A 13,501-nucleotide genomic window follows, 5' to 3' on the forward strand; every position below is an offset into this window, starting at 1 on the left:
GTGACCACCGTCGCCGCCGACACGATCCCTGGCCTGGACGACAGCACCCTGACGCGGGCCCTGTACTCCACCGACGCCTCGCTCTACCGCGTCGTCCCGCAGGGGGTCGCCCACCCGCGCACGGTCGGTGAGCTCGAGGCCGTCGTGGACGCCGCGCGCGCGGCCCGCGTGCCCCTCACCACCCGAGGCGCAGGGACGTCCTGCGCCGGGAACGCGGTCGGCCCCGGCGTCGTCGTCGACGTGGCCCGCCACCTCACCGCCATCCACGCCATCGACGCCGAGGCACGCACCGCCGTCGTCGACCCCGGCGTCGTGCAGGACGTGCTGTCCCGCACCGCCCAGCAGGTCGGCCTGCGCTACGGCCCCGACCCCTCCACGTTCACCCGCTGCACGATCGGCGGCATGATCGGCAACAACGCCTGCGGCCCACGCGCGCTGGGGTACGGCCGCTCCTCCGACAACGTCGTCGCGCTCGACGTCATCACCGGCACCGGCGAGCGGCTCAGCCTCGACTCGCGGGCCGACCTCACGGCGTCCGACTCCCCCACGCTGCGGGCGCTGCACGAGCTGGTCATGGCCAACCTGGGCACCATCCGCACCCAGTTCGGCACCTTCTCCCGGCAGGTGTCGGGCTACTCGCTGGAGTGGCTGCTGCCCGAGAACGGCTTCGACGTCGCCAAGTTCCTCGCCGGCAGCGAGGGCACCCTCGCGGTCATCACCCGCGCCACCGTGCGGCTCGTGGCCGACGCCCCGTACAAGACCATGCTCGCCCTCGGCTACCCGACGATGCCGGACGCCGCGGACGCCATGCCGGCGATCCTCCCCTTCTCCCCCACCGCCGTCGAGGGGATGGACCGGCGCATCGTCGACGTCGTCTCCCGCGCTCTGGGGGCGGACGCCGTGCCGCGCCTGCCCGAGGGCGACGGCTGGGTGTTCGTCGAGTTGGCCGACGACGACGTCGACCGCCTGGCCGAGCGTGCCCGGGGACTGCTCGCGGCGTCCGGCTGCCTGGACGGCGAGGTGGTGGACGACTTGGTCGTCGCCGCCGCCCTGTGGAAGATCCGCGCCGACGGCGCGGGCCTGGCCGGGGTCAGCCTGGAGCGGCCCGCCCACGCCGGCTGGGAGGACGCCGCCGTGCCGCCGGCCCGCCTGGGCGACTACCTGCGCGACTTCGACGCACTGCTGCGCCGGCACGAGCTGCAGGGGCTCCCCTACGGCCACTTCGGCGACGGCTGCGTGCACTGCCGCATCGACTTCCCGCTCACGCAGGTCCCCGACGGGGCCGCCCGCTACCGGGCCTTCATCGAGGAGGCGGCCGACCTGGCCGCGTCCTACGGGGGGTCGATGTCGGGCGAGCACGGCGACGGCCGAGCCCGCTCCGAGCTCCTCCCCCGGATGTACTCCCCCGAGGCCCTGGAGCTGTTCGCGGCTGTCAAGCGCATCTTCGACCCCGACAACCTGCTCAACCCGGGCGTCCTGGTCGACCCCGCGCCCTTCGACGCCGACCTCCGCGCGCCGACGATGCGGCGCTCCCCGCTGTTCCGTACGCACCGCCAGTTCGTCGACGACGTGCACCGCTGCACCGGCGTCGGCAAGTGCGTCGCCTCGACCGGCAGCCACGTGATGTGCCCCAGCTGGCAGGCCACGCGCGAGGAGAAGGACGCCACCCGCGGCCGGGCCCGCGTCCTGCAGGAGATGGTCAACGGCACGCTGGTGACCGACGGCTGGCGCTCGGCCGAGGTGCACGCGGCGCTCGACCTGTGCCTGTCCTGCAAGGGTTGCTCGCGCGACTGCCCCACCGGCACCGACATGGCCGCCTACAAGTCGCGCGTGCAGTACGAGGCCTTCAAGGGCCGGCTGCGCCCGCGCGACCACTACACGATGGGCTGGCTGCCGATGTGGGGGCGCCTGGTCTCCTCCAACCCCGTGTTTCCCAGGCTGATGAACGTCGTGATGCAGACCCCGGGCATCACCAACGTCCTCAAGCTCGTGGCCGGCATCGACCAGCACCGCGGCATGCCCCGCTTCGCGAAGGGCTCGAACCGCGCGGCCGCCCGCGCCCAGGTCGAGGGACGCCGTGCCCTGCCCGGCGCGGCCCCGACCGCCAAGGGCGAGGTCGTGCTCTGGGTGGACTCCTTCAGCGACGCCTTCGAGGGCGACCACGTCGCGGCGATGGCCGCCGTGCTCATCGAGAACGGCTGGACGCCCCGCCTGCTCGAGCGCAAGGCCTGCTGCGGCCTGACCTGGATCACGACGGGCCAGCTCGACGGTGCGGTCAAGGAGCTCCGCAACGCCACCGACGTGCTCCACGAGTACGTCTCCCGCGGGGCGAAGATCGTGGGCACCGAGCCCAGCTGCATCGCCGTGTGGCGCTCCGACGCCCTCGAGCTCCTCCACGACGACCCCCGGGTCGCCGAGGTCGCCGCCAACGTCGTCACGCTCGCCGAGTTCCTCGCGGCCGACCCCGACTTCACGATGCCCGACCTGACCGGGCACACCGTGGTCGCGCAGCCGCACTGCCACGAGGCGTCCGTCATGGGCTGGGCCGCGGAGCAGCGGCTGCTGGTCGCCTCGGGCGCGACGATCGTGCGCGTCAACGGGTGCTGCGGCCTGGCCGGCAACCACGGCATGATCGCCGGGCACTACGACTTCTCAGTGAAGGTCTTCGAGACCAACCTCGGCCCCGCGCTCGACGCCGCCCCCGCGGGCGCGATCGTGCTGGCCGACGGGTTCTCCTGCCGCACGCAGCTGCAGGACCTCCAAGCGCGTCAGGCCCTCACCTTCGCCGAGCTGCTGGTCGCCCACGCATGAGCGGGGCGGCCCACCTGCACGCCGACGCCGTCGCCACCCTCACCGACTGGGTGCCGCCGTCCCCGGGGCAGGCCGCGCTCGCCCAGTCCTACCTGGCGTTCCTCGCCGCCCGCCCCGACGCGTGCGAGCGGTCCTGCGCGCCGGGGCACCTCACGGCGTCCGCGCTCGTGTTCAGCCACGACCTGTCCCACGTCGCCCTCGTCCTGCACCGGATCGTCGGGGCCTGGCTCCAGCCGGGCGGCCACGGGGAGGCGTCCGACGCCTCGCTGCGGGCGGCGGCCGAACGCGAGGTGCGCGAGGAACTCGGCCTGGCGGTCGACCTCGACCCCAGCCCGGTGCACCTGGACTGCCACCCGATCACCTGCCGCGGGTACACCCACCTCACCCGCCACCTCGACGTGCGCTTCGTCGGGCGCGCGTCCGAGGGCGCGGCCCTCGTGCTGTCCGACGAGTCCCACCGGGTGGCGTGGTGGCCGGTGGCCGACCTCCCCGGCGACGTCTTCGACGAGGTCCGCGAGCTCGTGCAGTCCGGCCTTGTCAGGCTCTCACGGCCCTGACACGGCCGACGGCCCTGCGCCGGACCAGCGCCTGAGCGGGTGGGTCAGCGCCCGGCGGTTCGCACCACGACGATGCCGCCGACCAGCAGGTCGCAGCCCAGCAGGAAGGCGACGCCCGCGAGGGAGGCGGGCACGACGTCGGTGAGCAGCACCAGCCCGAGGAACAGCGAGACCAGGCCGGCCAACAGCAGCGGGCGCCAGGCGGCGAGGAACTCGCGGGCGGCGCCGAGGCGGACCAGGCCCAGGGCGAGGAGCACCACGGCGGCCAGGAGCTGGACGGTGGGCACCTCCAGCGTGGGGAACCGGACCACGGCCATGCCGAAGGCGAGCATGAGGGCGCCGGGGACGAGCTCGGTCCAGAACGAGAGGGTCGTCGTCGGGACGAACGCGGCGACGAGGCCGAGGGCCCCGGCCAGGAGGGCCACGGCGCCCAGGGCGTAGAGCGAGGGCACCAGGCTCATCAGGCCCGCGGCGACCAAGATCACCCCACCCACGACCCACAGCACGCCCAGCGCGACCGCCGCCGGGTTCGGTCGGTGGGTCGTGTCGCGGCGGGCCATGGGCGACACCCTACGTCCGCGCGCGGCGCGCCGCGAAGCGATCGGCGGACCACACCAGCAGCCCGGCGAGCGCGAACAGGGCCACGACGACCGCGATGTCGCTCCAGCCGCCGGCGTCGCCGGCCAGGATGCGGGTCTCGAGGTCCTGCTGCTCTGCCGCGCCGAGGACGCCGCCGAGGCTGCCCAGCCCCTCGGTGGCCCAGAACAGGATGCCGAGGCCGACGAACAGCCCGCCCGAGACGAGGTTGCCGACGGTGGTGTGCACCGGGCCCAGCTGGACGGGCCGCGGCTTGAGCCACGAGCGCCGGCCGAGGTCGAACGCCTCCCAGACCAGGGCCAGGACGACCAAGGGCACGACCATCCCGACCGCGAAGATGGCCAGCAGCAGGCCGCCGCGGACGGCGTCCCCGCCGAGGGCGGCCACGGTGAGCACCGAGCCGAGGATCGGGCCGGCGCACGTGCCGGCCACGCCGTACACGGTGCCGAGGACGTACACCGACAGCGCACTCGTGGGGTCGGCGCCGGGCCGGGCGCGACCCGGCAGCGGGATCGTGATGCCGAGGGCCTGGACCAGGCCGAGCACGATGATCAGGACGGCGGCCACGGCGATGAAGACCTCGCGGTGCGCGTTGAACAGCGCCCCGACGCTGCCGGCGGCCGCTCCCAGCGGCACGAGGGTCGTGATCAGGCCCAGGTAGAACAGCGCGGTGCGGCCGAGCAGCGCGCGGCGGCTGGCGAAGGCGTAGGCGAAGAATGCCGGCAGCAGCATCACCGAGCAGGGGCTGACGATCGTGGCCACGCCGCCGAGGAGGGCGCCGAGGTAGCCGATGTCGAGCATCAGCGCGCGAGCTCCTGGGCGATCAGGCTCTCGAAGACCTCGGTCGGCTGGGCGCCGCTGATGGCCTGCCCGCCGATCACGAAGAAGGGGGTGCCCGAGATGCCGAGCTGGCGGGCCTCGGCGGAGTCGGCTGCCACGGCCTCGAGGAGGGCCGGGTCGGACAGCGCGGTCTCGAACGCGGTCATGTCGGGCACGCCGGCGGTCTGCGCGAAGGCCAGGATGTCGTCGCGCTGGATGTCGGGGTGCCCGCTCGGGGGCGCGGCGGCGAACACGGCGTCCTGGAACTCCCAGAAGCGGCCCTGCTGCCCGGCGGCGCGCGCGGCGACGGCGGTCGCGTCGGACTGCTCGCCGAACAGCGACAGGTCACGGAACTCGATGCGCAGCGTGCCGTCCTCGACGTACTTGGCCAGCGCGGGCATCGTGCGCTGGTGCCACACGGCACAGAAGGGGCACCGGTAGTCCGACCAGTTGGTCATGACCACCTTGGCGTCCACCTTCCCCATCGCCAGGGGGTCGTTGGGGTCGCGGCGGGGCAGGTCGAGCAGGAACCGCTCCAGCTCGGGGTTCGGCTGGGGGGGCGTGGACGCCGCGGGCTCGGGCGTCGCCTGCGCGGCGTCGGCGGACGCGGTGGCCGTCTGCGCCGGTGCGGCCGGCTGGGTGAGAGGCCGCACCTGCATGCCGAGCAGGAAGGCCAGGCCCACGCTGAGGACCCACGCCACGATGAGGCGCCCCCGGCGGTTGCTGGGGGCGTCGGGCGCGGGCGTGGGAGGCGTGGCGATGCTGGACATACCCCCCACGGTACAAGGTGGTCTCCCCCGCGGCGCCCGGTGACTGACCGGCGGGCCGCGTCCCTATACTGGGGCCCGACTCCATTCCCACACACCAAGACCTCACAAGGACGGTTCATGGCCGAGTTCGTGTTCACCATGCACAACGTGCGCAAGTCGCTGGGCGAGAAGCTCATCCTCGACAACGTCACGCTGTCGTTCTACGAGGGCGCCAAGATCGGCGTCGTCGGCCCCAACGGCGCCGGCAAGTCGACCCTGCTCAAGATCATGGCCGGCCTCGAGAAGCCCAACAACGGCGACGCGATGCTCGGCAAGGGCAAGACCGTCGGCATCCTGCTGCAGGAGCCCCCGCTGACCGAGGACAAGACGGTCATGGAGAACGTGCAGGAGGCGGTCGCCGGCACGCTGGCCAAGGTCGAGCGCTTCAACGCGATCGGCATGGAGATGGCCGAGCCCGACGCCGACTTCGACGCGCTCATGGCCGAGATGGGCACCCTCCAGGAGGAGCTCGACCACCTCAACGCGTGGGACATCGAGAGCCAGCTCGAGCAGGCCATGGACGCGCTGCAGTGCCCGCCCGGGGACACCCCCGTCGACGTGCTCTCCGGTGGTGAGCGTCGCCGCGTCGCGATGGTGAAGCTGCTGCTCGCCCAGCCCGACCTGCTGTTGCTCGACGAGCCCACCAACCACCTGGACGCCGAGTCCGTGGCCTGGCTCGAGGGCCACCTGAAGAGCTACCCCGGCGCCGTCCTGGCCGTCACGCACGACCGGTACTTCCTCGACAACGTCGCGGAGTGGATCTGCGAGGTCGACCGCGGCAAGCTGCACCCCTACCAGGGCAACTACTCCACCTACCTGGAGACCAAGCGCTCGCGCCTGCAGATCGAGGGCAAGAAGGACGCCAAGCGCGCCAAGATCCTCGAGCGCGAGCTCGAGTGGGTGCGCGCCAACCCGAAGGCCCGTCAGGCCAAGAACCGCGCCCGCCTCGCCCGCTACGAGGAGCTCGCCGCCGAGGCCGAGAAGAACCGGACCATCGACACCGCCGAGATCAACATCCCGCCGGGCCCGCGCCTGGGCTCCGACGTCCTGCAGGCCACGAACCTGACCAAGGGCTTTGGCGACCGCGTCCTGCTCGACGACCTGTCGTTCACGCTGCCGCGCGCCGGCATCGTCGGCATCATCGGCCCCAACGGCGTCGGCAAGACCACGCTGTTCAAGATGGTCACCGGCGCGGAGGAGCCCGACTCGGGCGAGCTCAAGGTCGGCAAGACCGTCCAGTTCAGCTACGTGGACCAGAACCGCGCCGGCATCGACCCGAAGAAGAACGTGTGGGAGGTCGTCTCCGACGGCCTGGACCACATCAAGGTCGCCAACTTCGAGATGCCCTCGCGCGCCTACGTCGCCTCCTTCGGCTTCAAGGGCCCCGACCAGCAGAAGCTCGCCGGCGTCCTCTCCGGCGGTGAGCGCAACCGCCTCAACCTGGCGCTCACCCTCAAGCAGGGCGGCAACGTGCTGCTGCTCGACGAGCCGACCAACGACTTGGACGTCGAGACCCTGCAGAGCCTCGAGGACGCGCTGCTGGAGTTCCCCGGCTGTGCCGTCGTGATCTCCCACGACCGGTGGTTCCTCGACCGCGTCGCGACCCACATCCTCGCGTGGGAGGGCAACGACGAGAACCCCGCCCAGTGGTTCTGGTTCGAGGGTAACTTCGCCGACTACGAGGCCAACAAGGTCGCCCGCCTGGGCGTCGAGGCCGCCCGCCCGCACGCGAGCAAGCACCGCCGCCTCAAGCGCGACTGACGAATTCTGGTTCGCGCCGGCCCCGGGGGATGACCACCGTCCCCCGGGGCCGACCCGTCTCAGCCCAGCGTGGTGACCTCACCGGTCGCCGGGTCGACGGCCTCGCCTTCGTCGAAGCCCTCCTCGACCATCATCGCCTCGAACTGGCGCGCCTCGTACTCGGCCCGCGCCGCGTCGGCGTCGGACTCGTTGGGTGCACTCGGGTCCTGTCGGATCCGGGCGCGCTCGAACAGCGCCGACCCGCGGCGGAGGTCGTGCCCCACCCACTTCGCGTCGATCGCGTACTCGTACTTCTGCACGTTGTTCTGGTCGACCCAGCGGTCGAGGCGCAGCTTGCCGCCGAGGACGACCGCGTCGCCCTTGCGGATGCTGTCGCGCACGTGCACCGCGAGCCGGCGCCAGCAGGTGACGCGGTACCAGGTCGTCGCCTCCTCCTGCCACCGCCCGTCGCGGAACACCGACGGCGTCACGCCCAGGCTGAAGCTGGCCCGGCCCTCGTACCGCTCGTCCTCGTGCCACTCCACGTTGTTGCCGACGTTGCCGGCGACCATGATCTGCGCCTCCATGGCGGACCCCTTCCTGTCGTTGTGGGAGTTGCCCGGAACCTTGGGCGGCAGGCGGTAGTTTGGTGCAATCACTTCCCGGGATTGTGGAAAACTCGGGTCAGTCCGACCACGACCCTGTGGACAGAAGGGGAGACACCTGGTGCTCGCACTCACCGAACTCGACGGGATGTACCACCTGGACCCCGCGCACAGCAGCATCGCGTTCGTCGCGCGCCACGCCGGGATCGCGAAGGTGCGCGGCACCTTCGAGTCCTTCCACGGCTGGGCGCTCATCGACGGGGCGCAGCCCGAGCACTCCGCCCTCCTGGTGAGCGTCAAGGTCAGCAGCATCAACTCCCGCGACGCCAACCGTGACGGACACCTCCGCAGTCCCGACTTCTTCGACGTCGCCCGGTTCCCGGCCATCACCTTCGTGGGCACCGACTTCCGCATCACGGGCGAGAACCTCGTGGAGGTCGACGGCGACCTGACGGTGCGCGACGTCACCCGCCCGGTGCGGGTGTCCTTCGAGTACGAGGGCGGCGCCAAGGACCCGTTCGGCAACGAGCGCATCGGCTTCACCGGTTCGACGACGATCAGCCGCGCCGACTTCGGCCTGACGTGGAACGCCGTGCTCGAGACCGGCGGCGTCCTGGTCTCCGACGCCGTGAAGCTCGAGTTCGAGGTGTCCGCCATCAAGCAGGCGGACGCCCCGCACTAGGCCGCGCTCAGCGCGCCTTCGCCGTCGCCTCGCGCGCGGCCACCAAGCGGTCGAGCTCGGCCTGGATCGGGCCGACCACCTCGACGGCGGTCACCTCGGCGATCGAGTCGGTCAGCGCCTTGCGCGCCTGGCGCGCCTTGACCCGCGCGCCGGCCTCGACGAACACCCGGCTGAGCAGGGCGAGCACGATTCCCCCGGCGAGGCCACCCGCCGCGAGCAGCGTCTGGACCGGCCAGCCCTGCCAGCTGATGACCGGCAGGTCCATCGGCACCTGGGCGAACGCCAGCACGAACGGCAGGGCCAGCCACACCACGCCCACGATCAGGGCCAGGAAGAACACCCACTGCAGGATCGTGACCAGCACCCACCAGCCGTGGCCCCGGTCCATCTCGAGGTCGGTGGAGGCCACCGCCCCGTCGAGCCGGTCGGCGAGCAGCTTGTCGTTGCCGCGGGCGACCGAGCGGATCTGGTCCGACCAGCCGCGCGGCACGCCCGCGGTCGCCACGTCCAGGACGCCGCGCAGCGAGGCGTCCAGTCGCGCCTTCTGCACCGAGGTGGCCTTGGGCAGCGACGTGCGGCTGACGTCGGTGGGGCTGAGCTCGCGCGGGGACAGGCCCAGGCGCAGCTTGCGCAACGGGTCGGGCTTCAGCCGCTTCAGCCAGCTGACCATCGGCCAACCGGTGGCGATCGTCCCCCGGTGGCGCCACGCCTTGAGGACGCCGTCGACGACGACCGGCACCGCGGCGGCCTCCGCCATCGACTCGTTGAGGCGGTCCACCACCCCGCGGTCGAGGCGCGGAACAGGCTGGTCCCCCAGCTCCTCGGCGAGCAGCGCCGCCTGGCGCGTCACGTCAGCGGAGAAGCGCTGCACCTTGGCCGCCTTGGCGTGTGCGACCTCGGCGAGCAGGGCGCGCAGCTCGGCAACGCCCTCGCCGGTGAGCGCCGACATCGCCATGACGCGGGTGCGCTGCAGCCCCTGGGAGTCGAGCAGGCGGCGCAGGTCGGCCAGGGCCGCCCGGCGCTGCTCGTCGGTGAACCGGTCGACCTGGTTGAGGACGACGACCATGACCTCGGCGTGGTCGACCAGCGGCTTGAGGTAGCCGTCGTGCAGGGCCGCGTCAGCGTACTTCTGCGGGTCGACGATCCACACCAGCATGTCGACCAGCTCAACGAGGCGGTCGACGGTGAGCCGGTGGCTGACCTCGGTGGAGTCGTGGTCGGGCAGGTCGAGCAGCACCAGGTCGGCGAGGTCGGACTCCCCCGCCGGGACGAGGCTGCGCCGGCTGACCCCGAGCCAGTCGAGCAGCTCGACGGGCTGCTCGGTGCCCCACGAGACGGACATGGCCTCGCTCGTGGTGGGCCGGGTCACACCCGTGCGGGCCAGCTGGGTGCCGGTGACGGCGTTGAACGTGGACGACTTGCCCGAGCCGGTGGCGCCGGCCAGCGCGACGACCGTGTGGTCGCCGGCGATCGAGAGACGGTGGCCGGCCCGGTCGACCAGCTCGTCGGCGGCGTCCACCACCTCGTCGGACGCCCTCCCGCGGGCGAGGTCGATGGCCTCGTCCAGGTGCTGGAGGCGCACTGCGATGCTGGCGCCGTGCCTGCGGTCACGCTTCATCGCGCACCTCCACGCGGTACCCCTCGTCGAGCGGGCGGGGGTCGAGGACCTCGCCGGTCAGCGTGGGGCCCGGCTGCGCCTCCACCGCCAGGCGGGCGGGGTCGAGCTCGGCGCGCGGGGCGCCCATCGGAAGCGCCGTGGTCTCGGCCCGCTGGGCCGAGAGGGCCTGCGTGGCCTCGCGCACCTCGGTGGCGATGGCGGAGTCGGCGCCGGTCTCGGCAATCGCGCGCAGGTAGCGGTTGAGCTCGGCCGACATCAGACCCTGGATGTGCTCGTCGAGCCGGTCCTTGGCCTGCTTGGCGAGCCTGCGGACGGCGTCCTCACCGAACACCGCCTCGAGCAGGCGCTGCGCCAGCAGCGCGGTGCCGCCGGCCACGCCGACCTCGGCGCCGGTGATGCCGCCGGTCTGGCTGAAGACCACGACCATCAGCGCGACGCCGATGCCGTTCACACCGAGCGCGAGGTAGCGGGCGGTGTTGCGCTTGGACGCCCCCACCTCGGACACGATGTCGAGCACGTCGCCCTGCCAGTCGCGGATGGCCTTCGACACGGCCGCGGAGAACTCCGGCGAGCTGTGGGACAGGTCCTCCCGGCTGGACTGCAGCACCTGGCGCCCGGCCGCGTTGGCGGCCCAGGCGGCCTCGGCGCGCTCGGCGGCGGCGTCGCCCTCCTCACGGACGAGCGCCTCCAGCCCCGACTCGACGGCCAGCTTGACCTCGTTGGCCTGCGGGGGTTCGCCCTTGAGGGTCGACCAGATCTTGTCGCGCAGCCAGCCGATCTTCTGCTCGACGGCGCGCATGAACTCGCCGGTGCCCACGAAGTCCTGCCAGCGCGCGAGCACCTCGCCACGCAGCAGGGTGCCGTCGGCGGTCTGGACGCCGATGGTGCGGACGGCCTCGGCGTAGCTCTTCTCGGCGTCGGCGCGCAGCTGGCCGAGGGCCTCGACCTGGCCGTCCACGGCGTCCGCGATGCCGGGCGAGCGGGCGACGAGCGAGCCGATCGCCCCGTCCAGGGTCTGCAACACGACGGCCTGCCGGCTGACCTGGTCGGCGGCCAGCGTGGCCAGCCAGGACCGGATCGGGGAGACGGCGGCGTCAGGGAGGAGGCCCTGGGCGTCCACGGTCGTCTCGGGGACCGCGAACAGCGGCGAGTGGGCCAGCCCGCGCTCGGTCATGAGGCGGCCCAGATGCGGGGGCACCTCCCCCATCGCGGCGGGCGGGACCCGCTGGAGGACGACCGCCACGGCGGCGGCGCGGTCGGCGGCGGCGCGCAGGTACTCCCACGGCACGGCGTCGGCGTAGCGGGCGGCGGAGGTGACGAACATCCAGAGGTCGGCCGCGGCGAGCAGCTGGGCGGCCAGGGCCCGGTTCTCGGCGACGACGGAGTCGATGTCGGGGGCGTCCAGCAGGGCGAGGCCCGGGGGCAGCGACGGCTCGGCGACGAGCTGCAGCGTGCTGGTGTCGTGCGCCTGGTCGAAGGAGCGGCCCAGCCCGGGGAGGATGCGCTCGGAGGAGAAGTACTCCAGGTCGCCGGGGTGGTGCACGAGGACCGGGCTGCGCGTCGTCGGCCGGATCACGCCGGGCCGGGACACCTCGCGCCCCACCAGCGAGTTCACCAGCGTCGACTTGCCCGCGCCGGTGGAGCCGCCGATGACGGCCAGCAGCGGGGCGTCCAGCGTCGCCAACCGGGGCAGGACGTAGTCGTCGAGCTGGGTGACCAGGTCGCGGGCGGACTTGCCCGCCTCCGCGCTGCCCGGGAGGCCCAGCGGCAGCCTGACCGCGGCCAAGGCGTCCCGCAGTCGGACCAGTGCCTCGGCGAGTGCCGCAGTGCTCATGCCTTCCTACCCTTTCGGTGGCGCCCACCGGGGGTCGACCGGCGAGTACTGCGGTGAGCCTATCGGGCCTTGCCCGCTCGGGGCAGCAAGCCGGGAGGCACGGCGGCGCCGCCACCACTGCACCGGGTTGGGCAGCTTGGGCAGGTGGAAGCGCTGGACCTTCGGGTCGGTGACCGCGATCGGCCACAGCTCACGGGCGCGGTCGAGCAGTTCGCGCTCGCGACCGTGGCCCGCGGCGTCCACGAGCCCGCGGAGCTGGGAGTCGCGCAGGTGGACCAGGTCGGCCATCGTGCGCTGGAGCCGGAACGTCGCCAGCAACGGACGCCAGCCGTGGCTGACCGCGTTGAACAGGCTGTGCCAGCGGGTGCGCTGCCGGCTGAACGCCACGAGGGCCTCCTCGGGGAGCCAGCCCATCGCGACGTAGTCGGTGAGGCGGGCCCGGTGGCGGCGTCCCTCGGCGAGCGCCTGCCGCACGAGGTGGATGAGCAGGGAGACCATGCCGATCCAGCCGACGACGGCCATGACGTTGGGGTCCATGCCGGTGCTGGCCATGAAGTTGAACACCATGTGGGCGCCCGCGGCGAGCAGGAAGCCGGCCAGCGGGGCGAGGATGCGCACCACCTTGCTGGCCGAGCGCAGGGCGATGATGAGCCCGATGCCGGCCAGGACCGTGAACAACGGGTGGCCGAACGCGGTCTTGAGCCCGCGCAGCATCACGATCTCGGCGAGCGCGGCCTCGGGGTCGCCGGTCTCGATCGTCGTGGAGGAGTACACGATGACGCGGCTGTAGTAGAGGATGTTCTCGGTGAAGGCGAAGCCGGCGCCCGACAGCCCGGCCAGCGCCACCGCCTGCAGGCGGGTGACCAGCCGGTTGCGCAGGGCCATCGCGATCAGGAACAGGATCGTGGCCTTGGTGGCCTCCTCCACGAACGGGGCGACGAACACCGCCGCGCGGGCGCCGGTGGCGGGGTCGCCGTTGCCGACGATCGCCATCTCCTGGCCCGCCCAGGTGTTGATCACCATCGAGGACGCCGTGCTCACGCACGCGCCCCAGCCCAGCGCCAGCCACCACAGCACCGGCCGCATGGGCCGGAACCGGTCGACGAGGAGGAACACCCCGATCCAGGCGGCCAGCGTGGGCAGGGCGAGTTGCGCCGAGCGGCGGATCGCCGACGCGTTCAACCCCGGGATCACGCCCCCCTCGACGGGCGTCTCCTGGATGGAGGTCTGGTACATCCACAGCAGGCAGGCCGCGTAGATGAGGGTGGCACCGAGCGTCACCCACGTCCACGGGCTGGCGAGGGTGCGCCTGGCCCAGTGCTGCCTCGGCCCGGTGGGCTCGACCGGCAACCCGTTCGCGCGGCGTTCGCGCAGCGCGAGGTGGTCGAGACTCATGCGCCCCAGCGTAGTCGGGAAGACCGACGGCGTG

11 protein-coding genes are annotated in these 13,501 nt (G+C 72.7%); 4 read left to right on the forward strand and 7 right to left on the reverse strand.

Annotated features, from left to right (window positions below; all coding sequences use genetic code 11):
• Positions 1 to 2,811: an FAD-binding and (Fe-S)-binding domain-containing protein gene (locus J4N02_RS10765; RefSeq protein ID WP_243760781.1), complete on the forward strand. Its 2,811-nt coding sequence runs from the start codon at positions 1 to 3 to the stop codon at positions 2,809 to 2,811.
• Positions 2,808 to 3,368 (forward strand): NUDIX hydrolase, encoded by a 561-nt coding sequence (locus J4N02_RS10770; RefSeq protein WP_188332762.1) that lies wholly within the window; start codon positions 2,808 to 2,810, stop codon positions 3,366 to 3,368. The genes J4N02_RS10765 and J4N02_RS10770 overlap by 4 nt, the downstream gene beginning before the upstream one ends.
• A gap of 44 nt (positions 3,369 to 3,412) precedes the next feature.
• Here J4N02_RS10770 and J4N02_RS10775 read toward each other — a convergent pair whose 3' ends face one another.
• Genes J4N02_RS10775 through J4N02_RS10785 form a run of 3 tightly spaced genes read right to left on the reverse strand, consistent with a single transcriptional unit; the run spans position 3,413 to position 5,554 of the window.
• Positions 3,413 to 3,928, reverse strand: coding sequence for a DUF308 domain-containing protein (locus J4N02_RS10775; RefSeq protein WP_188332761.1), 516 nt, complete (start codon positions 3,926 to 3,928; stop codon positions 3,413 to 3,415).
• Between the two features lie 10 nt (positions 3,929 to 3,938).
• Positions 3,939 to 4,766, reverse strand: coding sequence for a cytochrome c biogenesis CcdA family protein (locus tag J4N02_RS10780; protein WP_208090937.1), 828 nt, complete (start codon positions 4,764 to 4,766; stop codon positions 3,939 to 3,941).
• Entirely contained in the window at positions 4,766 to 5,554 is a 789-nt protein-coding gene (locus J4N02_RS10785) for a thioredoxin domain-containing protein (RefSeq protein ID WP_188332760.1), read from the reverse strand. The genes J4N02_RS10780 and J4N02_RS10785 overlap by 1 nt, the downstream gene beginning before the upstream one ends.
• Before the next feature lie 117 nt (positions 5,555 to 5,671).
• Between J4N02_RS10785 and ettA the strand changes: the two genes are divergently transcribed.
• A complete protein-coding gene (gene ettA, locus J4N02_RS10790; RefSeq protein WP_188332759.1) occupies positions 5,672 to 7,354 on the forward strand; it encodes an energy-dependent translational throttle protein EttA in 1,683 nt (560 codons plus the stop codon).
• Between the two features lie 59 nt (positions 7,355 to 7,413).
• On the opposite strand, the gene J4N02_RS10795 is transcribed toward ettA, so the two are convergent.
• Positions 7,414 to 7,920 (reverse strand): single-stranded DNA-binding protein, encoded by a 507-nt coding sequence (locus J4N02_RS10795; protein WP_188332758.1) that lies wholly within the window; start codon positions 7,918 to 7,920, stop codon positions 7,414 to 7,416.
• Between the two features lie 139 nt (positions 7,921 to 8,059).
• Here J4N02_RS10795 and J4N02_RS10800 point away from each other — a divergent pair, with 139 nt between their 5' ends.
• Positions 8,060 to 8,620: a YceI family protein gene (locus J4N02_RS10800; protein WP_243760782.1), complete on the forward strand. Its 561-nt coding sequence runs from the start codon at positions 8,060 to 8,062 to the stop codon at positions 8,618 to 8,620.
• Positions 8,621 to 8,627: 7 nt separating this feature from the next.
• Here the strand turns inward: J4N02_RS10800 and J4N02_RS10805 are convergent, their stop codons facing one another.
• From J4N02_RS10805 to J4N02_RS10815, 3 genes are read right to left on the reverse strand one after another with little or no spacing between them, the layout of a single operon-like run.
• On the reverse strand, positions 8,628 to 10,238 hold the full coding sequence (locus J4N02_RS10805) for a GTPase (RefSeq protein WP_188332757.1): 1,611 nt from the start codon (positions 10,236 to 10,238) through the stop codon (positions 8,628 to 8,630).
• Positions 10,228 to 12,072, reverse strand: a complete 1,845-nt coding sequence (locus J4N02_RS10810; protein ID WP_188332756.1) for a GTPase domain-containing protein — start codon at positions 12,070 to 12,072, stop codon at positions 10,228 to 10,230. The genes J4N02_RS10805 and J4N02_RS10810 overlap by 11 nt, the downstream gene beginning before the upstream one ends.
• Positions 12,073 to 12,078: 6 nt before the next feature.
• A complete protein-coding gene (locus J4N02_RS10815) occupies positions 12,079 to 13,467 on the reverse strand; it encodes a PrsW family intramembrane metalloprotease (protein WP_188332755.1) in 1,389 nt (462 codons plus the stop codon).
• Between the last annotated feature and the right edge of the window lie 34 nt (positions 13,468 to 13,501).

It is taken from the genome of Propioniciclava sp. MC1595 (genome assembly GCF_017569205.1).
In the GTDB taxonomy this organism is placed as follows: Bacteria; Actinomycetota; Actinomycetes; order Propionibacteriales; family Propionibacteriaceae; genus Propioniciclava.

Coding starts and splice junctions, on each gene's coding strand:
- J4N02_RS10770 (WP_188332762.1), top strand. CDS start 2,808: ATGAGCGGGGCGGCCCACCTGCACGCCGACGCCGTCGCCACCCTCACC.
- J4N02_RS10775 (WP_188332761.1), bottom strand. CDS start 3,928: ATGGCCCGCCGCGACACGACCCACCGACCGAACCCGGCGGCGGTCGCG.
- J4N02_RS10780 (WP_208090937.1), bottom strand. CDS start 4,766: ATGCTCGACATCGGCTACCTCGGCGCCCTCCTCGGCGGCGTGGCCACG.
- J4N02_RS10785 (WP_188332760.1), bottom strand. CDS start 5,554: ATGTCCAGCATCGCCACGCCTCCCACGCCCGCGCCCGACGCCCCCAGC.
- ettA (WP_188332759.1), top strand. CDS start 5,672: ATGGCCGAGTTCGTGTTCACCATGCACAACGTGCGCAAGTCGCTGGGC.
- J4N02_RS10795 (WP_188332758.1), bottom strand. CDS start 7,920: ATGGAGGCGCAGATCATGGTCGCCGGCAACGTCGGCAACAACGTGGAG.
- J4N02_RS10805 (WP_188332757.1), bottom strand. CDS start 10,238: ATGAAGCGTGACCGCAGGCACGGCGCCAGCATCGCAGTGCGCCTCCAG.
- J4N02_RS10810 (WP_188332756.1), bottom strand. CDS start 12,072: ATGAGCACTGCGGCACTCGCCGAGGCACTGGTCCGACTGCGGGACGCC.
- J4N02_RS10815 (WP_188332755.1), bottom strand. CDS start 13,467: ATGAGTCTCGACCACCTCGCGCTGCGCGAACGCCGCGCGAACGGGTTG.